At 51.6% G+C, this 19,369-nt stretch carries 18 protein-coding genes; 8 read left to right on the top strand and 10 right to left on the bottom strand.

From position 1 onward, the window contains the following. The 4 genes from folK to CFF01_RS14380 all read left to right on the top strand — a co-directional run bounded on the left by folK (window position 1) and on the right by CFF01_RS14380 (window position 3,218). Window positions 1-492 (top strand): 2-amino-4-hydroxy-6-hydroxymethyldihydropteridine diphosphokinase, encoded by a 492-nt coding sequence (gene folK / locus CFF01_RS14395; protein ID WP_033540115.1) that lies wholly within the window; start codon window positions 1-3, stop codon window positions 490-492. Window positions 493-526: 34 nt separating this feature from the next. Continuing rightward, on the top strand, window positions 527-1,327 hold the full coding sequence (locus CFF01_RS14390) for an undecaprenyl-diphosphate phosphatase (RefSeq protein ID WP_088905242.1): 801 nt from the start codon (window positions 527-529) through the stop codon (window positions 1,325-1,327). A 24-nt stretch (window positions 1,328-1,351) separates the two neighbouring features. Continuing rightward, complete coding sequence (locus CFF01_RS14385; protein ID WP_088905241.1) at window positions 1,352-2,176, top strand: methyltransferase domain-containing protein; 825 nt, start codon at window positions 1,352-1,354, stop codon at window positions 2,174-2,176. A gap of 94 nt (window positions 2,177-2,270) precedes the next feature. Continuing rightward, window positions 2,271-3,218, top strand: a complete 948-nt coding sequence (locus CFF01_RS14380; protein ID WP_033540112.1) for a L,D-transpeptidase family protein — start codon at window positions 2,271-2,273, stop codon at window positions 3,216-3,218. A gap of 200 nt (window positions 3,219-3,418) precedes the next feature. Here CFF01_RS14380 and CFF01_RS14375 read toward each other — a convergent pair whose 3' ends face one another. Beyond that, entirely contained in the window at window positions 3,419-3,685 is a 267-nt protein-coding gene (locus CFF01_RS14375; RefSeq protein ID WP_028762277.1) for an Lpp/OprI family alanine-zipper lipoprotein, read from the bottom strand. 224 nt (window positions 3,686-3,909) lie between these two features. Next, window positions 3,910-5,136, bottom strand: a complete 1,227-nt coding sequence (locus tag CFF01_RS14370) for a multifunctional CCA addition/repair protein (RefSeq protein ID WP_088905240.1) — start codon at window positions 5,134-5,136, stop codon at window positions 3,910-3,912. Window positions 5,137-5,305: 169 nt separating this feature from the next. On the opposite strand from CFF01_RS14370, the gene CFF01_RS14365 reads away from it, so the two are divergent. Next, window positions 5,306-6,961, top strand: a complete 1,656-nt coding sequence (locus CFF01_RS14365) for an ExeA family protein (protein ID WP_088905239.1) — start codon at window positions 5,306-5,308, stop codon at window positions 6,959-6,961. Next, complete coding sequence (locus tag CFF01_RS14360) at window positions 6,961-7,974, top strand: general secretion pathway protein GspB (protein WP_088905238.1); 1,014 nt, start codon at window positions 6,961-6,963, stop codon at window positions 7,972-7,974. Before CFF01_RS14365 ends, CFF01_RS14360 begins: the two co-directional genes overlap by 1 nt. Window positions 7,975-8,080: 106 nt before the next feature. On the opposite strand, the gene nhaD is transcribed toward CFF01_RS14360, so the two are convergent. The 4 genes from nhaD to CFF01_RS14340 all read right to left on the bottom strand — a co-directional run bounded on the left by nhaD (window position 8,081) and on the right by CFF01_RS14340 (window position 14,286). Beyond that, complete coding sequence (gene nhaD, locus CFF01_RS14355) at window positions 8,081-9,328, bottom strand: sodium:proton antiporter NhaD (protein ID WP_033540096.1); 1,248 nt, start codon at window positions 9,326-9,328, stop codon at window positions 8,081-8,083. A 646-nt stretch (window positions 9,329-9,974) separates the two neighbouring features. After that, window positions 9,975-11,261, bottom strand: a complete 1,287-nt coding sequence (gene hemL / locus CFF01_RS14350; RefSeq protein WP_088905237.1) for a glutamate-1-semialdehyde 2,1-aminomutase — start codon at window positions 11,259-11,261, stop codon at window positions 9,975-9,977. Between the two features lie 27 nt (window positions 11,262-11,288). Then, window positions 11,289-12,308, bottom strand: a complete 1,020-nt coding sequence (locus tag CFF01_RS14345) for an aspartate carbamoyltransferase (protein WP_033540094.1) — start codon at window positions 12,306-12,308, stop codon at window positions 11,289-11,291. Between the two features lie 268 nt (window positions 12,309-12,576). Then, the gene (locus tag CFF01_RS14340; protein WP_198387048.1) at window positions 12,577-14,286 is read right to left on the bottom strand and encodes a chloride channel protein; all 1,710 of its coding nucleotides are present in this window, start codon (window positions 14,284-14,286) and stop codon (window positions 12,577-12,579) included. 72 nt (window positions 14,287-14,358) lie between these two features. Here CFF01_RS14340 and CFF01_RS14335 point away from each other — a divergent pair, with 72 nt between their 5' ends. Together CFF01_RS14335 and erpA are read left to right on the top strand one after the other, a co-directional pair. Beyond that, a complete protein-coding gene (locus CFF01_RS14335) occupies window positions 14,359-15,276 on the top strand; it encodes a DUF6776 family protein (RefSeq protein ID WP_088905235.1) in 918 nt (305 codons plus the stop codon). After that, window positions 15,269-15,619, top strand: a complete 351-nt coding sequence (erpA, locus tag CFF01_RS14330; protein ID WP_011864821.1) for an iron-sulfur cluster insertion protein ErpA — start codon at window positions 15,269-15,271, stop codon at window positions 15,617-15,619. Before CFF01_RS14335 ends, erpA begins: the two co-directional genes overlap by 8 nt. 104 nt (window positions 15,620-15,723) lie before the next feature. Here erpA and CFF01_RS14325 read toward each other — a convergent pair whose 3' ends face one another. From CFF01_RS14325 to CFF01_RS14310, 4 genes are all read right to left on the bottom strand, one after another. Then, the gene (locus CFF01_RS14325) at window positions 15,724-16,224 is read right to left on the bottom strand and encodes a hypothetical protein (RefSeq protein ID WP_373681759.1); all 501 of its coding nucleotides are present in this window, start codon (window positions 16,222-16,224) and stop codon (window positions 15,724-15,726) included. A gap of 19 nt (window positions 16,225-16,243) precedes the next feature. Continuing rightward, on the bottom strand, window positions 16,244-16,615 hold the full coding sequence (locus CFF01_RS14320; protein WP_408640497.1) for a DUF2750 domain-containing protein: 372 nt from the start codon (window positions 16,613-16,615) through the stop codon (window positions 16,244-16,246). A gap of 131 nt (window positions 16,616-16,746) precedes the next feature. Beyond that, window positions 16,747-17,856 (bottom strand): anhydro-N-acetylmuramic acid kinase, encoded by a 1,110-nt coding sequence (locus CFF01_RS14315; protein ID WP_033540090.1) that lies wholly within the window; start codon window positions 17,854-17,856, stop codon window positions 16,747-16,749. A gap of 37 nt (window positions 17,857-17,893) precedes the next feature. After that, a complete protein-coding gene (locus CFF01_RS14310) occupies window positions 17,894-19,342 on the bottom strand; it encodes a peptidoglycan DD-metalloendopeptidase family protein (protein ID WP_088905233.1) in 1,449 nt (482 codons plus the stop codon). Window positions 19,343-19,369: the final 27 nt, after the last annotated feature.

The following is a 19,369-nucleotide window of genomic DNA, read 5'->3' as shown; positions in this document are numbered from 1 at the left end:
ATGGCTCGTATTTTTATCAGTATCGGCAGTAATATTCATCCAGAGCGTTACTTTAACGCGGCCTTAAAGGCGCTGGCTGAGCATTTCGATAACCTGTGTCTCTCCAGCGTGTTTGAAAGTGAAGCCGTTGGCTTTGATGGTAGCAATTTTCTTAACATGGTGGTGGGCGCCGACACGCAACTTAGCATTGCTCAGGTGGTCGCTCTGTTTAAGCAGATAGAGTCAGACAATGGCCGCCTGCCAGGCGCGAAAAAGTTTAGCCCCCGTACCTTAGATTTGGATCTGCTGCTCTATGACGACTTGGTGACCGCATCGCCCATCGTGCTGCCAAGAGCTGAGATCACCACCAATGCCTTCGTGCTCTGGCCGCTGGCGGAGATTGCCCCTGAGAGAGTGCATCCGGTCGCACAGCTTTCCTACCAGACCCTGTGGGATAATTATGATAAGTCACAGCAGAAGCTCTGGCCTATCGAGTTTCAATGGTCCTATTAATTTCATTACCCGACCTAAACCTTAAAGGATAATCATGGATATTTTTCAGGTAATTGTTTTGGCCCTGATCCAAGGCCTGACTGAGTTTTTACCTATTTCGAGTTCGGCGCATCTTATTTTGCCGGCGCAGTTACTGGACTGGCAGGACCAAGGACTGACCTTTGACGTGGCAGTCAATACAGGTTCTCTGTTAGCCGTAGTGATCTACTTTCGCCGTGAGTTATTTTCCATGTTTACCGCCTGGACCGGCAGCCTAGTGTCACGGGAGCAGACCCAGGAGAGCAAGCTTGCCTGGTGGATCATCTTAGCCACCATACCGGCGGTGATTGTCGGCTTTACCGCCAAAGACTTTATCTCGACTCATCTGCGTAATATCGAGGTGATCGCCACCACAACCATAGTGTTTGGTTTGCTGCTGTGGTGGGCCGATAAGCTCAATCGTGAAGGATTTAACGAATTTCAGGTGGGCTGGAAGAAGGCGCTGCTTATCGGTATCGCCCAGACGATGGCATTGATCCCTGGAACCTCTCGCTCGGGGGCAACCATTACCGCGGCGCTGGCGTTGGGGCTAAGCCGTGAAGCAGCAGCGCGCTTCTCATTTTTGATGTCTGTGCCGGTGAGTCTGGGGGCGGCGATCTTAGTGGTTAAAGATCTGCTTTCCAGTCAGGAAGCGATAGATTATCAGGCGCTAATCATCGGGACTGTGCTCTCCTTTGTTGCGGCCTATCTTTGTATCCACTACTTTTTGAAGATCATCAGTCGTATGGGGATGACACCTTTTGTCATCTATCGTTTAGCCTTAGGCGCCGTATTGTGTGTCGTTATTTTTGCCTGATCGCCTAGGCCATAAGAGATCATCATGAAGAGTCATTATTTGTGCCCCCTTTGTCACAGCCCATTGCATGTTCATCAGGCATCCGAGGGACTGCACTGCGCCAACAAGCATCATTTCGATAAGGGAGAGCAAGGTTACTGGGTCTTTAGCCAGGCCAAGAAGCCGCATCTGGATAGTCGCCAGTTAATGCGCGCAAAACACTTCCTGTTGGAATCTGGCATTTTCACGCCGGTTGTTGAGGCGATGCAGCGTCAGTTGAGTGCGTTGACTCCGGCAGAGACAAGCCTTAGTCATCTCGATTTCGATTGCGGCGAAGGCTATTACCTAAGGGCGCTGGCAGCTGTTTTTGAAGCCCTATCCCTCACGGTATCGCAAACCGGCATCGCCGAAGCGGAGAACGCCCTGTTTGTCGCGGCCAAGGCGCAATCGGGGGCTAGCCTGATCCAGAGTCAGTTAAAAAAACTCCCTTTTGAAGATGCCAGTTTCGACTTGGTGACCTTGATTGACAAGCCGCTTAAGGGTAAAGAACTGCTTAGAGTGTTAAAGCCGGGCGGGCATCTGATGTGGTTGTCGCCTGGGCCGCGGCATCTGTGGCAGATAAGAGAGTTTATCTACCCTAATTTAGTCGAGAAAGGCGGTGAGCCGCAGCAGCCCAGTGGTTTGACCTTAGTGGCAAGCGAACACATTCGCTTTAATTTGGACATTAACGGTGAGCAGGCGCTAACGCTACTTGAAATGACGCCTTATGCCTGGCGTGCAAACGATAAGGTCAAGCGGCAAATTGCTCAGCAGGACTTTGCGCAGCTTGAGATCGATCTCTACCTCACCTTAGCGACTAAGGATGCCTAGTGGGGCGGGTGACATTAACCGCCACTAGAAAATCGCCACGGCTCGGGTTACTCTTTGAGCCAATCATTCACTTAACTTTTGGAAACCAGTATTGATGATGCGTAAATTGCTGTTGCTCATCCTGAGTCTCGCACCACTGCAGTTACTTGCCAATGTTTATTCCCTGCCAGCCGACGGCGGACGTCTTATCGGCGAGCTGCAAACCCATGTGGTGCAGAAGGGGGATTACTTCAAGACCATCGCCGATAAATACAATATTGGGATCTTAGAGTTGATGGAAACCAACCCAGGTGTGGACCCCTTTCTGCCGACACCAGGTACAGAACTGGTGATCCCGACTCAGATGTTGCTGCCGGATGTACCGCGTAAAGGGATAGTGATTAACTTGCCAGAGTTGCGCCTCTACTATTACCCCAAAAATGGTCGCGAGGTGCATGTCTTCCCTGTGGGCATAGGTCGTATCGGCCGTGAGACCCCTGAGATGACCACTAAGATCAAGGCGCGTATTCCAAACCCAAGCTGGACTCCGCCGGCGAGTCTGCGCGCCGAACATCTGCGCGAGCGCGGTGAGGTCTTACCGCGAGTGGTGCCAGCAGGTCCTGACAACCCGCTTGGAAAGTATGCGATGCAGCTTTCTTATGGTGATGGTAGCTATCTTATTCACGGTACTAATAAAGATTTTGGTATCGGCATGCGGGTAAGCGCCGGCTGTATCAGGCTGAATCCAGATGATATTGAGTGGTTATTCCACCAGTCTAAATATGGCGACAGTGTAAGAGTGATTAACCAAACGGTTAAGATCTCCTCAGAGCCAGATGGCCGTCAGATCATCGAGGTACATTCGCCGTTATCTGAGTCAGAAGATCAGCCGCGCGAGAAGGTGATTAGCCTGAGCAGTAAGATTGTGAAGTTTATTAGCCAAGAAGGGGTCGACAACACTAAGGCCAATGATGCCCTGTTGACTCAAAACGGTATTCCTATGGTAATTTCTGCACCATCGTTAACCGCATCGCAAGAGACTGATATTACGCCAGAAGGCTGATAGCCAGAGCTAAAATGATTTTATTAAGGCGTCCTCAGGGGCGCTTTTTTTATGTTTAGAAACGATATCGTTTACTGACATTGATGGCGCTGAAGAGATTTGAGATTCAGAAAGTAAAGCTGGAGAGATTCGAGAATTAGCGGTTTGAAGCAGAAGGGAAAATATATCGGCAACACAGAAGTGTTGCCGATACAGACAAATTACTTCTTGTAAGAAGAAGCGATGTTGTCGATGCGATCGTTAGCACGCTTAGCTTCAGCTTGTGCGTCCATAGCAGCAGCTTTTGCATCTTTAACGTCTGCAGAAAGAGCGCCTTGCTCAGACTTAAGAGAGCTAACTTCAGCTGACAATTGATCAACCTTGTTGCCTAGGTTCGCAACGCTTTCTTCTAGAGCAGTAGTGTTCGCGCAACCACCAAGAAGGGCAGTCATTGCTACGCCAGCAATCATCAGTACTTTTTTGTTCATTGGGAAATCCCTTTAAATAAGTTGGATTGAGTTGGAGCAGCCGAAAAGTACAACTGCAACTGGTTAATTATGTCATAGCTATTTTATTTTGCTATGAATTTCCACCCTAAGGCCGTAATACAATATCTCATGAGTATCCAAAATCAAGTTTGTCGAGCTTTTTTGCCTAAATTTTGGCTAGTCGTCACTAAATATTAACTTTCCTTTATCGTTACATTTGCTTTCTAGGGCAGACTGGCCTTGTGCTCACTAATCAGAGTGACGCGGCGTTTTTGCAATTCGGCTTTGATTTCAGCACCTTTGAATCCGGCCTCTATAATGGGTTTGATCTCGACGCCCTGAGCGAGTGTAAAACAGTGCCGAATGTAGTCTGCTTGGGGGTATGGCATCTGTTCCAGCCCTGTGCGTCCTTTGATATCAGCTTCACAGGCCAGTAGCAGTTGCTCCAGTCGCTCAGGCTTACGCCACAGGTCTGCCTTGTCGAATAGCTTGACTAAGGTCTCAGGCCTTAGTTCGAAGGCTTTGTGGACATTCTGATGCTGATCGCTCACCAAGAGCGCCAGATCCCGGTAGTCGTTGGGGACGCGAATGCGCTCGCACAGGGCCCTGATGAGCGGCAGTCCCTTCTGTCCATGACCATGGTGCTTAGGAAGTTGATCCTTGGGTGACAAGGCCTTACCAAGATCATGCACTAAGGCCGCGAAACGCACGCGTTTATCTTGGCTGAGGTGCGCTGCCTGCTCCAGTACCATCAGGGTGTGAATGCCGGTATCTATTTCTGGATGCCACTTTTCGGGCTGGGGGATACCGAACAGCGCCTCTAGCTCGGGAAAAAGGATGCCCAGGGCGCCCGCCTCTCTGAGCACCTCGAAAAACACCTGAGGCGCTTCTGTACTCAGGGCTTTGTCCAGCTCCTGAAAAATTCGCTCCGCGGTCAGGGCTTCTAACTCACCACTCTTGGCTATTTCTTGCATCAAGGCCAGGGTTTCGGGAGCAACACTAAAGCCTAAAGAGTGAAAGCGGGCGGCGAAACGGGCCACTCGCAGTACTCGTAGAGGGTCTTCAACGAATGCCTGGGAGACATGTCTGAGTAGGCGCTTGTCGATGTCGGCCTGACCGCCGTAGGGGTCATACAGCTGGCCCTGCTCGTCCTGAGCGATGGCGTTAATGGTGAGATCCCGTCTGAGTAGATCTTCTTCTAAGGTAACATCCGGCGCTGCATAGACGCTAAAGCCGCCATAGCCTAGCCCTGTCTTACGCTCGGTACGCGCCAGGGCATATTCCTGCTGGGTCTTAGGATGGAGAAAAACAGGGAAGTCTTTGCCCACCTGTTTATAGCCTTTGGCAAGCATCTCTTCTGGGGTCGCGCCTACCACCATGTAGTCACGATCTTTTATGGGAATGTTGAGCAACTGGTCGCGGACGGCGCCGCCAACTAAATAGGTTTTCACGTATCACCAAAGTGTCTCTTTAAATCTCTGTGGTTAGCTTATCATGGCATGGCAGCTAAGCCTTACTGTTTCGCCTCTGCGTGGCCGCAATTATTTGGGGGGAAGTTTTGACAACGTCTCCCCTAGGGATTAATTTGAACCGTCATTATTATTTTAGGACTGAGGCTGCATGTACAAGGCGTTTTACGGACTAAGCGATAACCCGTTTTCGATCGCACCCAATCCTCACTATCTGTTCTTAAGTGACAGACATCGCGAGGCGTTGGCACACTTAACCTATGGATTGGGTGAAACAGGCGGATTTGTATTGTTGACCGGCGAGGTGGGCACAGGCAAAACCACTGTCTCCCGCAGCCTGCTCAATCAACTGCCTGACAATACCGATACAGCCTTTATCCTCAATCCTTCACTGACCGAGCTTGAGCTGCTGGCCACCTTGTGTGATGAACTTGGGGTGCATTATGGCGAGTCGCCAACCCTAAAACAGCTGACCGATCAGTTAAGCCAGTTTTTACTCGCCAATCATGAGAAAGGGCGTAATACCGTGCTGATCATCGACGAGGCGCAGCACCTGCGCGCCGAGGTGTTAGAGCAGCTCAGGCTATTAACCAATCTGGAAACAGATACCAAGAAGCTGCTACAGGTGATCCTTATTGGGCAGCCCGAGCTGCAACAACTGCTCAAGCGTCAGGAGCTGAGGCAGCTGGCCCAGCGTATTACCGCCCGTTATCATCTATTACCTTTGACTCAGGATGAGATCGCCCTCTATGTGCAACACAGATTGCAGGTGGCCGGCCGCCATGAACCACTGTTCCATCGCAGTGCCATTAAGGCACTGCATCAGTACAGTGGCGGTATTCCGCGATTGATTAACCTACTGTGTGAGCGCGCCTTGATGGCGGGCTATGCTCAGTCTAAGGTGCCTATCGATGCCAATATGGTGAGAACCGCTGCCAGCGAAGTCTTGGGCGAGGAGATTAAGCCACGTAAATTTTTCTGGCCAGCCACGGCGGCGACTCTGGTTGTGGCAACCTTTGCCGGGGCTTTTTACCTGTTTAACTTGCAGGGGCAGGCGGGCAGCGTGCAGGCAAGTGAACCGTCTGCTGCCGCAAACACGACTCAAGAGCCGGTTCAGACTCAGGTGGCTAGTCAGGTCACTCGCCAACAAAATGAAGCCAAGGATGTAGCCTTGAGTGCAGATCAACGCATACTGCGCCAGGCGATAGCCCAGAGCCGTGATATCGATACCGCCTACGCCAGTATTCTGGGGGTATGGGATAAGGCGCCTTATGTTGGTTTGACCGCTTGTCAGTCGGCCAAGCAGCAAGGGCTAGATTGTTTCCAGCAGCAGGGCAACTGGCACTCCTTGGTGAGGCTCAATTATCCGGCTGTGGTCTATCTACAAGATCAACAGGGTGAACCCTTCTATGGCACTGTGGTTGCCCGTCAGGGAGAGCAGTTGCTGTTGCAATTGGCGGAGCAGCAGTTATGGGTCGACAGAGACTGGTTTACCCGCCATTTTAGCGGCACCTTTGAGATCCTATGGCAGGCGCCGAGTTATCAACCTAAGGAGATTGGCCGCACAGCTTCAGCGGCGCAGATCCAGTGGCTGGAAAATGCCTTGGCGCAGATCCAACACAAGCCGCCTCGGCTGGTGGAATATTTCGATGCCGAGCTTGAGCAATCTCTGATGGAATTTCAGCGTCAGCACGGTCTGCGAGCCGATGCCATTGCGGGCAGCCAGACCTTAGTGCAACTGAATCTCTACCTCAGCGACAAAGGCCCTAGATTGCAAGAGGGATTGCAAGGCGAGGGACGTTACTAATGTCTATCTTACTCGATGCTGTGACACGGGCGAAACAGCAAGAGCAGCCGCTGGATCCTGTGATAACCCCTAGGGCTCAGTATCAGGCGATGCAGCCTAAATGGCCTTTGGCGCTAAAGTTTGGCCTGCTGGGTACGGCTCTGGGCGGCGCTGTTGCGCTGGCTTGGCTCTTTAGTAGCCAAGGTCCCTTCTCCTCATCACAGGGGGTTAAGCTGAGCAGTGAAAGTGCGCTGCAACCAGCTGCAATGCAGACTCAGGCAGCGCCTAAGCCTAGGAGCGAATCCCAGAGCATCACTCAGCCTTTGCCAATAACGCAAAGTAGGTCGCCGAATCCTGGTGTTAAGCTGGCCGGTAAGGTGGCCCTGCCTGTGCCCCTTGAGCGCCCACTCGCACAGCCGCCAATATCGAGCCGTCCAAGTGTGACAGCTCAAAGCTCCGCAGTGGAGCCTTCGGTTATCAGAGAAGCCGAGCCGGTTAATTCGCTGGCACAAGTCAGTGCTGAAGAACCCATTATCTTAGGGGCCAACACCAATCAGCGTGGCCGTGAGCTGCTTAATTCTCTTAAGGCTCAGGTTGATGAAGCCGCCGCTGATGTTGGACTCGAGGTTGAACAGGCGCCGCAGCAGGAGTCTGAAGTGATTAAGCCTCGTCAGGCGGTGAAAGACAGCAGCAAGTTGGTGGCAGCCTTTGAGGCGGCGCTTAAAGAGGTTGAGAAGGAAAACGCAATTGCCACCCCGGTGACTGAGCCCAAGCTAGACCCTATCCCTGCGGATAAACCTGATGACCTGCCTAAATATGGCCAATTGCCAGCAGGGGTTCAGCTGCAGGTGCCAGAGTTTAATATTCTGGCTCATGTGTATGCCAACGATCCTAATAATCGCTGGTTGAATGTGGATGGCGCCGAGTTACAACAGGGTGACATGATTGGCGGTAAACTTAAGATTGTCGAGATACGGCCAAGAGATGTCGTGCTGGAAGTGGCCGGTACCGAGTTTAAGGTGCCTGCTATTTAGTGAGCTTCTATGCTGACATCACAGGGCCATCATGGTTGTGAGAATCCTAATAAAAAGGCGATGATATATTCATCGCCTTTTTTATGTCTTGCCTTAACGCTCGGGATCAACCAAAGAATTCATAGGCCAGTAGCAGGGTTAACCCATAACCACAGGTGTAACATAGCGCCAGTGCAGGGACATACTTGAGGTAGGTGACAAAGGTTAGTTCTTTGACCTTACTCATGGCGATAATCCCTGCCGCGCTGCCAATCACCAGCAGTGAACCGCCGACACCTACAGAGTAGGTGAGCCCCAACCACTCTGGCGTGGTCAGTACAGGTTCGGCTTTCAGCAAGGCGGCGGTCAGCGGCACGTTATCTAAGATGGCCGAGCCGATACCTGCAACGAAGTTAGAGACGTTAGGATCAAACTTGGCGTAAACCTCGGTCAGCAGATGCAGAGTGCCTATCTCTTTGAGCATACCGACCAACAGCAAGATCCCCAGGAAAAATAGCAGGGTATCAAACTCCACCTGACGGATATATTCGAGGATCTGTAGCTCTTCCTTGTTGCTGCGCTGCAGTGTGCCCATGAGGAACATCACCGACAGGCCAGACAGGAAGGTCAACACTGGAGGGATACCAAAGAAGATGTTAAGCACCATGGTCATTATGATGGTGATCAGGAAGATAAGGGCGATCAGCATATCAAGGCCTGTGTATTGACGCTTGATAGGAGTGGTGCTCACATGGCCTTCGGCTTTTAGTGAGAAGAGTACTGCCAGTAACATCACGCTGATCGCTGCCGGAATGAAAAGGATCAACAGCTGCGAGATATGCACATGGCCCCCAAGGAAGATCATCAATGTGGTTACATCGCCGGTGATCAAGGCGACCCCGCCTGAGTTGACTGCGAAGATGATGAGTACTGACATGCGGCGTTTCATCTGGCTCTCTAGCTGGAAGGTGGTCAACAAGCCAAGTGAAACTAGGGTCGCGGTGACGTTATCACAGATGGCCGACAGCACCAGTGAGAAGAGGGCTACCTGAATCATCAGCATGCGTACCGAGACTTTCTGCGGGAACAATTTCTGCACCAGGATTTGAATCATTCCTTTGGCGTTGAGGTAGGCCACAAAAGTCATGGTGGACATCAGGAACAGCCAGAGGGTCGCGATTTCCAACAGGTTATGGTCGAGCTCCTCTGCCACCAGGTGCTGGTGGCTGGGATCCCGCGCCGCAACAAATAGCGTGATCCAGGCAATACAGCCGAAAAAGAGAGTGGTTTTAGCCTTATTGATGTGAGTAACTTCTTCAAAAATAATGCTTAACAGCGCTAGCACAGCAAGGGTTATGAGGAAAATGTTGAGCATACATTTGTTCCGACAGCAGATATTAATCGCCGTCCGGATAAGGTGGGACGGTATGATTTATATCAAGGTTTAATTAAGGTTGTTGTGTTAGGCCGCGATCTGACCATAGGATGAGATAATACGCAAGCGTTACCTTAGTCTAATTTCGGCCAAAAATGCGATCTCGCTCACCCGTAGGCTTATGAACTAGCGTAAAATTTTTCTATTCGTTCGATTTGTGGTGAAAGCTGCTAAATCGCTTGATCTGGTTTTATCGGTTTTGGGGTTTTCTGCTGGCAATGGCTTTTTGTGCAATAGTCTCTACTGGATATAAGGGGCTATCTGGAATAAATTGTTTACGATAGGCCGTCAGCCAGCTGGATTGATGTTTAGGGGGAGGAGCTTAGTTGAATGGCGGTTAACTAAAGCCATTTTAGGGTGAGTGATATCAGCTAAGGGGATGTTAGGTATTAAGGTATTAAGGTATTAAGGTATTAAGGTATTAAGGGGTTAAGTATTAAGGGCAGATTAAGTATTAAGGCTGACTGAGAGTGGGTCATTGGTTGCCAATATTTGTCTGTGCTAAAAACCTGACAATAAAAAAGGACGCCAGGGCGTCCTTTTCTGTTTTCTTACCAGAATTTCTGGTTTGAACTATTGACTATAACTACTTAGCCATACGGGCGAAGACGCGATCGGCGGCGGCCAGAGTCTCTTCTAGCTCCTTCTCGCCGTGTGCCATAGAGAGGAAGCCTGCCTCATACGCGCTAGGCGCCATGTAAACCCCTTCGTCCAGCATGCCGTGGTAGAAGATGCGGAAAGCTTCGGCATCACACTGGGTGACTTGGTCAAAACGGGTGACCTGCTCTAGCTCGGTAAAGAAGAAACCGAACATACCGCCCACATAGTTGATGCTAAGTGGAATACCATGCTTGTTCGCTGCAGCTTTAAAGCCCTCGGCGATACGCTTGGTTTTAGCTGCCAGCTCTTCATACAGACCTTCGGCGCACAGCTCTTCCATCTGCGCTAGACCTGCCGACATGGCGATAGGGTTACCCGACAATGTACCTGCCTGGTAGACAGGGCCGGTAGGGGCGATAAATTGCATCACCTCTTTACGGCCGCCGAAGGCACCTACAGGCATACCGCCGCCAATCACCTTACCAAGCGTTGTCAGGTCAGGAGTAATGCCGTAGTGGCCTTGTGCACCGCTCTTAGAGACGCGGAAACCTGTCATCACCTCATCGATGATCAGCAGGGCACCATACTGGTCACACAGTGCACGCAGACCTTCCAGGAAGCCTGGGATAGGTGGGATACAGTTCATGTTGCCGGCAACTGGCTCAAGAATGATACAGGCGATCTCTTCTGGGTACTGTTCAAATAACGCCTTCACAGATTCCAGCTCGTTATATACGGCTGTCAGTGTGTGCTTGGCAAAATCTTCAGGGATACCTGGAGAGCTTGGTTGACCTAAGGTTAGCGCGCCAGAGCCTGCTTTCACCAACAGACAGTCGGCGTGGCCGTGGTAGCAGCCTTCAAACTTTAAGATTTTGTCGCGATTAGTAAAGCCGCGTGCCAGGCGAATAGCGCTCATGGTGGCTTCAGTACCTGAGCTGACCATACGGACCTGCTCCATCGAAGGTACCATCTCGATAACTTTCTCGGCCATCAGCACTTCAAGCTCGGTTGGCGCGCCGAAAGAGAGACCATTTTCTACCGCATCTAACACGGCTTGACGTATCTTTGGATGATTGTGACCCAAGATCATCGGCCCCCAAGAGCCAACATAGTCGATATAGGCCTTGCCGTCGGCATCATAGATGTAAGCGCCATCGGCCTTTTCGATGAAACGTGGTGAACCACCGACGCCGTTGAAGGCACGTACTGGTGAGTTAACGCCACCAGGGATAGTTTTCTTAGCCTGCTCAAATAGGGTTTCAGAACGGGTCATTCTAGATCCTTTAAAGTCGTCGCCAGATTAAAAATCGGCTTTTTGTGAATACCAATTTACCGGACATTCGTGTTGCTCTAGTTGCGAATCAACACCTAATGTCAGCGCAAACAGTGCCATGCGAATAAGCAATCCGTTGTCTGCCTGCCTAAAGATGGCCAAGTTTGGATGACTATTGAGGTCATTGTCCAGCTCGTTGGCCTGCTCTCGCGAGTCGCGGGGCAGCGGATGCATGATCACTGTATTTGATTTGCAATGCTGTGTGTAAATATTGTGGTTTAAGCGGAACTTACCACGATACTTGTTGGCCTCTTCCTGCGAAGGAAAACGCTCTTCTTGAATACGCGTCAGGTAGAGTATATCAGCCTGCACTAAATTGCCTTCAAGTTGATCTGTTATTGTGATCTTATGCCCAGCATTTTCAATGTCATTGATCACATAGTCTGGCATTGCCAGCTCTTTTGGTGAGATCAAAGTGAAGGTCACATCTTTGTACATACACAAGAGGCGCGACAAAGAGTGTACCGTGCGACCAAATTTAAGGTCACCCACCATGGCAATGTGCATGCCGCTGATGCTGCGCCCGCCGGCGGCCAGCTCTTTTTGAATGGTGAAGAGATCCAGCAATGCCTGAGTCGGGTGCTCGTTGGGGCCGTCGCCGCCGTTGATCACAGGGACTCGGCTGCCTTCGGCAAATTCACGTACCGAGTAGGCGTCAGGGTGACGCATAGCGATCACATCTGAGTAACTAGATAGTACGCGGGCGGTGTCGTAAAGCGATTCACCCTTAGAGAGGGATGAGGTGGCTATGCCGACGGTTTCGTTGACCTTACCGCCAAGCAGATTAAAGGCACTGCCAAAGCTGACCCGGGTGCGGGTACTGGGTTCGAAAAACAGATTTCCCAGAATCGCGCCATCGAGCACTGTGGTACGTTTTTGCCTAAGGGCATAGGGGGTCATTCGGGTGGCAACACTAAAGATCTCTTGAACGGCATCTAGGTTGAGTTGGTTTACCGAGAGGATGTGTGAACCTTGAAACTGAGTCATCAGCCTTTATTTCCAATTTCGGGGGACTAAATGGCCTAAGTGCGTGGTCATTCAGCCCTAAGTTATGTAGGGTGGCTGAGGCGACACTATACCAGACATAGTAGGGCGGTGGAATAACCTGCGGGGCATATTTAACGGGGGAGTTGTCGATATCTTGGCCATCTCACAAATTGTTCTGTCCCATGGGATTATGGCTGCTCCAGTCGCCGCATTTTAAGCTCAATTGGATGGCGGCATGGGAGAATTTAGGGCTTGGTTGAGGCATTGATTAAATCTGCCCTTGGTTGATCTCTTTTTGCAGCATCACCCAGCTGATCACCCCGACGACATTGTCTGGCCTGTCTTGATAGATAAACACCTCGCCGCGGCGCTCTTTTGAGAGAATATCGTAGACCTCTTTAAGGGTTGCTGTGTCGACTAGACCCTCTATGGGGTGGCGAGTCAGTGTGCTTATCTCGTCGCTTGCCTGTAGCTCAAGTTGCAGCATCTCCATCTTGCCCTGATTATTGCGCATCAATACCGAGCGCCCTTCGGCGCGTTTAAGTACCTCAAGCAGCAGCTCATCGTTGTCTTTAACGATGACGAAACGTTTGTCCATCACAGCGCGAACCCCCTTCTTTTGCAGGCCAAGCTTCACCGAGGAGAGCTTATAGTCCAGCCCCATTAGCTCTATCTGTTTATAAAACAGTGATTTGGTGTTGAATGCCTGATGGGCAATCAAGAATGCCGGTATGGTCACGAACATAGAGGGTAAGATGATGGCGGCGTTATTGGTCAGCTCCAGTAGGGCGACCAGAGCGGCCAGAGGCGCGCTAAGGCAGACCCCCATCATGGCTGTCATGCCGATGACGGTATAGAGGCCGACATAGGGGGTGATGGTGGGAAATAACATGGCGCTGACCACAGCCAGTATGGCGCCAATAAGTGCGCCTATGCCAAACAGTGGGCCTATGATGCCACCGGGGATCCCTAGGCCAATGGCGGCGATGGTGGCGATTATCTTGCCAAGCAACAAGCCAATGAGCAGCACTAGGCTGGGATGCTCGCTAATGGCATGGCTGATGGCCAGGTCGCCACTGCCGAGCGCCTGGGGCAGAAAGAAGCCGATAAGCGTGGTGATAAGCCCGGCAAGCAATAGCCTTAAGATAAGTGGATGTTGCTGCCCCATTGCGGTGACTTTCAGCAGGGTGTGATTAAACAGCGCCGCGATGCAGCCCAAAGTGATACCGCACAGGGCCAGCACAGGATACTGAGATAGGGGAATATGACTTACTCCTATCTGCTCATATTCGTGAATATTGCCAAACACCAACTGACTGGAGAGGGCGCCGCAGATGGCGGAGAGCATAATGGGGAAGAAGTAGTGCACCTTGTATTCCCGCAGGATCACCTCGAACACGAAGATCACCGCCGCCAGCGGGGCGTTGAAAGTCGCGGCAATACCGGCGGCGATGCCACTGGCACACATGATGCGCACGCTATTGTCGGGCAGCTTAAATTTTTCCGCCATCACGCTGGCACTCACCGCGCCCAAGTGAATCGCAGGTCCTTCGCGGCCTACCGAGAAGTTGGTGGCCAGGGCAAAGAGCGCCTGAAAGAACTGGCCGGGTGCCGATTGTAATGGGATCTTGCCGTAGTGCAGTTTCATTCGTTGCATCACATAGGCGATCCCCATGCGCTTGTAACGCTTAGATCCCAAAATGGCCACAAACCAGATTAAGATCGCGCCTAAAAGGGGTAATAGGACTCGCCAGTCGCCCCAGTTGTCAGTAAACTGCCACTCTTGGGTCTGGGTGAGCTGGTTAAGCCATTGCAGCAAGAGACGAAATAGGATGATCACTCCGGACGCCACCAGAGCAAAAGCAAGCGCCAGGCCGCATAGCTGAACACTGATCTTGGCCTGGGCCAATTTATCTTTGAGGTCTGTATTGAGGTATTTCTGGCATTGCTGTATTGCGCTATTTATTTTGAGCTGCACAGTAACCTTCCGGATCAGTCGTAAAGAGCTTCGCGGGGCGAATAAAAAATTATTATAAGGGGCTTGTACTTAATGCCAAATTATCATCGTTGGATCGATCGCATGCAAGTGCTCGAACGAAAAATTAGACCTTCGAGCGTTTATCTGTTTTGTTTAGTGATCGTGGCCTTTTTTATTGGTGTGTTGACCTGGGATCTTTGGTCATCACACAATGCCGTCAGGCCGGCGCAATCCAACGGGCGTGAGGCCGAGCTGCGTCAGGCACTCAAAGAGCAGGCCGAGGTGCTGGCGTCGCGAAATCTGGAGCTTTCTCTCGAGCGCGAAGCCAACAGCAATATGCAGAAGATGTTTTTGGAGCAACATCAAAAACAGAAGGCGCTCGACAGAGAGTTGGCCTTCTATCGCAGCATCATGGCGCCGGAGCATCAAGCCGATGGTGTGGCCATTCATGGCTTGGAGATGACTCCTGGGCCACTGGCTAATCAGTATAGGGTCAAGTTAGTGCTTACTCAGCTGCAAAAGCGTAAGCAGGCGCTAAAGGGGCAGGCAAAAATTGCTTTTATCGGTGTGCAACAGGGGAAGATGGTGACCTTGTCGCTCGCCTCACTGACCGATACTAAGTTCGCTTTTAGTTTTCGCTATTTCCAAACTCTGGAAGCCGAGATCACCCTACCTGCCGATTTTGAACTTTCTAGGGTTGAGGCTGAGGTGATAGTGCCGGCGAGCCGCTGGAGCAAAGGAGCTAAGGCGCAGCAAAGTTTCACCGCTCAGGAATTACTGGTTACCCCAGATAGCGAAACCGATGTAGGCACTCGCTCTGGTGGAGAGCCCGACGCTCCCGAGGAGCCCCTAGCTGATGAGGCTTACGCCCCGGCCGAAGAGGGCGAAACGTCACAGATTTCAACCGATCCACGACTATTACTTGAACAAAACAGTCAGGTATCGGATAATTCCGCTCAGCAAACCGATGTAAGAGGTAGTAATGACTGAACAAGCTGAAGATACAATGCCAATTCGTTTTACCGACGCGGCAGCGGCCAAGGTTAAAACCTTATTGGAGGAAGAGCAAAACGACGCACTTAAGTTACGTGTTTACGTAACGGGCGGCGGATGTTCAGGTTTTCAGTATGGCTTTACATTCGATGAGAAGGTCAACGAAGGTGACTTTACCGTTGAGAAGCAAGGGGTTCAACTTGTGGTTGACCCAATGAGCCTACAATACTTAGTAGGTGGCGAAGTGGATTACACCTCGGGACTGGAAGGGTCGCGTTTCTTCGTTAAAAACCCGAATGCTACGACGACCTGTGGTTGTGGTGCCAGCTTCTCGGTATAAGCCCATCGCAGCTTAAGCACCGATAAGTGATAAATAAAAAGCCAGCAATGCTGGCTTTTTTTGTGCTTGTTTTTGGGACTTAGTTGAAAGCCGAGTGCCTTAGGCTACTTCATGATATTCATGCTGTTCTTAATATGACAGTAGGCCTTCACCTTTGGGGTAAAGGCTATCCAGACCTGCAGCAGAGCAAGCAGTATCAGTACAGTGAACACTAACCAATCTGGCAATTTGCCTTGCCACTCTCCCAGATGAAAAGTTGATGGACCTGCCACCAGGTTGTCTGGGTCATATAAGATCACCGGCAGCAGACTCACCAGGCCCAGCTGGATAAGGGTGTAGCCCCTGAGCATATAGAGCCCTGCTTTCTGACGGCCTAGAACGGCTATCACCATCAGCAGGGTGAGCATGCAAAACAGTACCCCTTGCTTAGCCATCAAACCACTGATGGAGGCGAGCGTCAGTAGCGCCAGCAGCGCCATTAAGCGCTTAGGTAACTTGGCCTTTGCAGGCTGTGCGCTGGCAGTTTGCTCTGTAACGGCTTGAGAGGCGTCTATTTGGGCCTTTGTCTCTGTTATCTCTGGCGTCGACAACTTGTTCTCTCCCATGAGCTAATTGGTGAGCCTATTAGTGACGCGCCTTGGGCGTCAGGCGCTGCTCTAGTTCATAGGGTGGGATCACCACGCCAAGATCTTCCTGTACCGGGAAGACGGCGACAAACAGATCGTCATCTTGCATGCCAGGTACCCAGCGTTCCAGCCACTCGTCCAGCGCGATAGCCAAGGGAATACAGTCGGCCCAATCATCGACCGCCCACATTTTGGCCGTTTCTTCGCAGGGCCACATAGGGATGCAATCTTCATCTTCTGTGGTCAGCATGACGCAGCCGTCGGCGTCTTGTAGGGTCCATAGGGTTTTGGTCTCCTTGGCCTGCTCGACGAGGTAGTCGTAACGCGCCTCTGGGGTCATCTGGCTGGCTTGTTGTGCACTCTTGGTCATTGTGGTCTCTTTCATCATTTAGTGGCTGGGCCGATTGGCCGCCATAATAGCAATCTGCGCCGCCCTAGGCTAACAGTTTTGTTGCCGAGGCGGGCGGTGCGCAGCGCCTTGGATAGTGTTAGCTGTCGTGATCAGTTACCGGGAAAGAGGCCGCCGAGGACTGTCTCGCGGCTAGCGCCTGTAACGGCGGGCAGGTTACCGGGTAAGCCAAGCTTATGGCGCATCGCCAGCCAGGCGAAGGCGATCCCCTCGACCCATTGTGGAGCGATACCTAGGCTGGCAGTCGTATTAACCTGGTAGTTAGGCAGTAACTCACTTAGACGCTTGAGTAGCTCAGTGTTAAAGGCGCCGCCTCCGCAGACATAAAGCTCGGCCTTATCGGTGAGCTTAAGGCAGTCGTTGGCTATGCTGTGGCAGGTCAAATCGAGCAGGGAAGATTGAATATCCGCTTCATCCAGGTAACCAAAGTCGGCGGTTTGCTGCTCTAGCCATGCCTGGTTAAACAGCTCGCGTCCTGTGCTTTTGGGGGCGCTGAGTGAGAAATAGGAGTGAGACAGCATCTGCTTAAGCAGCTGCTCGTCTGTCTTGCCGCTAGCCGCCCAGGCACCGTCCTTATCGTAAGCCTCGCCCTGTACCTGTTTAATCCAGGTGTCGATCAAGGTATTGCCCGGACCGTTATCAAACCCTATCACAGCGCTGGCATCGCCAGGTAGATAGGTGATGTTAGAGATGCCGCCGATATTGAGGATCATTCGCTGGTGGCCAGGTTTGGCAAACAGCTCCTGGTGAAAGGCGGGCACAAGAGGTGCGCCCTGACCACCGAGGGCGATATCTTTACGGCGAAAATCGGCGATAACATCTATGCCTGTGAGGGCGGCGATGGTGTTAGGGTCGCCAATTTGTAGGGTAAACCCCAGCTCCAGGTTAGGCATGTGACGCACCGTTTGGCCGTGACTGCCAATGGCGGTGATCTGATGTCTGTCTACGCCACTCTTGGCCAGCAAGCCTTCGACGGCCTGAGCAAACAGCTTGCCGACGCTGCGGTCCAGTATGCCCATACGGTTGATCTCATCTGAGCCCGACTGGCAAAGGCGTTGTAGGCCGCTGAGCAGATGACTGGGAAGGGGCTCGGTATAGGTATCGACCAGAGTGATCTTGTTATCGGTGAAGTCGACTAGCACGGCATCGACACCGTCCATGCTGGTGCCCGACATCAGACCGATATAGTAATGTTTGCTCATCAAGGTGTCCTGGGGTCTGTTGACCTAAAAAGAGAGACTAATGGGAGGCCAATTGCACTTGCTTGTTCTGTTCAAGTTTAGCCATCAATTGTTTGCTTAGGGCGAGGAAAGTAGATTTTTCCTTGTTATCGATGGGCAGTGATTGTGGCAGCTTGACCGTGCGTGGGTTGCGGTGCACGCCGTTGACGATAAATTCGTAATGCAGGTGGGCGCCAGTTACCCGGCCGGTAGCGCCCAGGGTGCCGATGATCTGCCCCTGTTTCACCGTCTGCCCCTGTTTCACCTTGCGCTGCTTGAGATGCAAGTATTTGGTGGTATAGGTTTCGTTATGCTTAATAAAGACATAGTTGCCATTGTACTGGTTATAACCTGACTTGGTGACTCGCCCTTTACCGGCAGCCTTGATCGGCGTTCCCACGGCGGCGACATAGTCTACCCCTCTATGGGCTTTTACCTGGCCTGTCACAGGGTGCAGGCGGCGCGGGTTGAAGCTGGAGCTAACATACTTAAAGTCGACCGGTGAGCGCAGGAAGGCCTTACGCATGCTGCGTCCTTCCTCTGAGTAGTAGTTACCATCTTTGTAGCGCACCGCCGTATAGCGATCGCCCTGGTTGTAGAACTCGGCGGCTAAGATATTACCGTTACGCAAAAACTCACCGTCGGCGTACTCCTCTTCAAACAAAATGGCGAAGTTGTCGCCTTGGCGTAGATCCAGGGCAAAGTCGATATCCCAGCCGAAGATGGTAGCCAGCTGCATGATCTGGTTCGGCGTTAATCCTGCGCCCACCCCAGCGTTCCAAAAGTTGCTGTTGATGGTGGCGCTGGCGAATTTGGTGCGCTGCTCCACCTGCTTCTTGATGATCTCTTCGCTGTAGCCTTTGGCATCTTTGCTGATCTTCAGGGTAGAGATAGGGTCTAAATGGTAGACCACTCGCTTGAGCTGACCCGCATCATCTTTGACGATAATGATCTCTTCACCAGGTAGTATCTTCAGTAGGTTCTTTTTGGCCTTGGGGAGTAGTGTGATTTCATAGACATCGCGGGCGCTCAGGCCGGCGCGTTTAAACAGCGCCGCCAGGGTATCGCCTCGGCGTACGGTAAACTCTTCGCTGCTCTCTCTTTCCGCTTCAGGGGCTGCGTCTGCAATGCTCACCTGAGTCAGGGCATTGTCATTGAGATCTAGGTTATCGCTCGCTTGGGTATCACGGGCTATTTCATCGGCGCTTGGAGGTTCTGGCGTGCGAAAGGCGAGCGGGACAGGGTAAGCATGAGACTTAGCGTCGCTGCCTGTGTCATCTTTGCTGGCGGGCGAGTTGTCGCGATCACCAAAGGTGATTTTACCCGATAGCGCAGTATTGGTTGAGCGGGAGGCTTCAGCATCTTCTGAGGGAATAAATATCACGCTTAGGGTGATGATCACTAAGGCACTCAATATGATTTGGTGCAATCTGGGTAATAGTTTTAAGAGTGTGATGATCTTTCCCATTGACTCCGATACCAATTTCTAACACTT

The sequence above is a fragment of the Shewanella marisflavi genome, assembly GCF_002215585.1.
GTDB classification, from domain to species: domain Bacteria; phylum Pseudomonadota; class Gammaproteobacteria; order Enterobacterales; family Shewanellaceae; genus Shewanella; species Shewanella marisflavi.
The sequence above is the reverse complement of the archived record's forward strand: the minus strand, read 5'-3'. Positions and strand labels throughout refer to the sequence as shown.

What these genes read in the sequence shown, in the direction of transcription:
- CFF01_RS14345 (WP_033540094.1), bottom strand. Translation starts at nt 12,308, where the DNA reads ATGACTCAGTTTCAAGGTTCACACATCCTCTCGGTAAACCAACTCAAC.
- folK (WP_033540115.1), top strand. Translation starts at nt 1, where the DNA reads ATGGCTCGTATTTTTATCAGTATCGGCAGTAATATTCATCCAGAGCGT.
- CFF01_RS14380 (WP_033540112.1), top strand. Translation starts at nt 2,271, where the DNA reads ATGATGCGTAAATTGCTGTTGCTCATCCTGAGTCTCGCACCACTGCAG.
- CFF01_RS14365 (WP_088905239.1), top strand. Translation starts at nt 5,306, where the DNA reads ATGTACAAGGCGTTTTACGGACTAAGCGATAACCCGTTTTCGATCGCA.
- CFF01_RS14325 (WP_373681759.1), bottom strand. Translation starts at nt 16,224, where the DNA reads ATGGGAGAGAACAAGTTGTCGACGCCAGAGATAACAGAGACAAAGGCC.
- CFF01_RS14310 (WP_088905233.1), bottom strand. Translation starts at nt 19,342, where the DNA reads ATGGGAAAGATCATCACACTCTTAAAACTATTACCCAGATTGCACCAA.
- hemL (WP_088905237.1), bottom strand. Translation starts at nt 11,261, where the DNA reads ATGACCCGTTCTGAAACCCTATTTGAGCAGGCTAAGAAAACTATCCCT.
- erpA (WP_011864821.1), top strand. Translation starts at nt 15,269, where the DNA reads ATGACTGAACAAGCTGAAGATACAATGCCAATTCGTTTTACCGACGCG.
- CFF01_RS14315 (WP_033540090.1), bottom strand. Translation starts at nt 17,856, where the DNA reads ATGAGCAAACATTACTATATCGGTCTGATGTCGGGCACCAGCATGGAC.
- CFF01_RS14320 (WP_408640497.1), bottom strand. Translation starts at nt 16,615, where the DNA reads ATGACCAAGAGTGCACAACAAGCCAGCCAGATGACCCCAGAGGCGCGT.
- CFF01_RS14360 (WP_088905238.1), top strand. Translation starts at nt 6,961, where the DNA reads ATGTCTATCTTACTCGATGCTGTGACACGGGCGAAACAGCAAGAGCAG.
- CFF01_RS14335 (WP_088905235.1), top strand. Translation starts at nt 14,359, where the DNA reads ATGCCAAATTATCATCGTTGGATCGATCGCATGCAAGTGCTCGAACGA.
- CFF01_RS14375 (WP_028762277.1), bottom strand. Translation starts at nt 3,685, where the DNA reads ATGAACAAAAAAGTACTGATGATTGCTGGCGTAGCAATGACTGCCCTT.
- CFF01_RS14390 (WP_088905242.1), top strand. Translation starts at nt 527, where the DNA reads ATGGATATTTTTCAGGTAATTGTTTTGGCCCTGATCCAAGGCCTGACT.
- nhaD (WP_033540096.1), bottom strand. Translation starts at nt 9,328, where the DNA reads ATGCTCAACATTTTCCTCATAACCCTTGCTGTGCTAGCGCTGTTAAGC.
- CFF01_RS14385 (WP_088905241.1), top strand. Translation starts at nt 1,352, where the DNA reads ATGAAGAGTCATTATTTGTGCCCCCTTTGTCACAGCCCATTGCATGTT.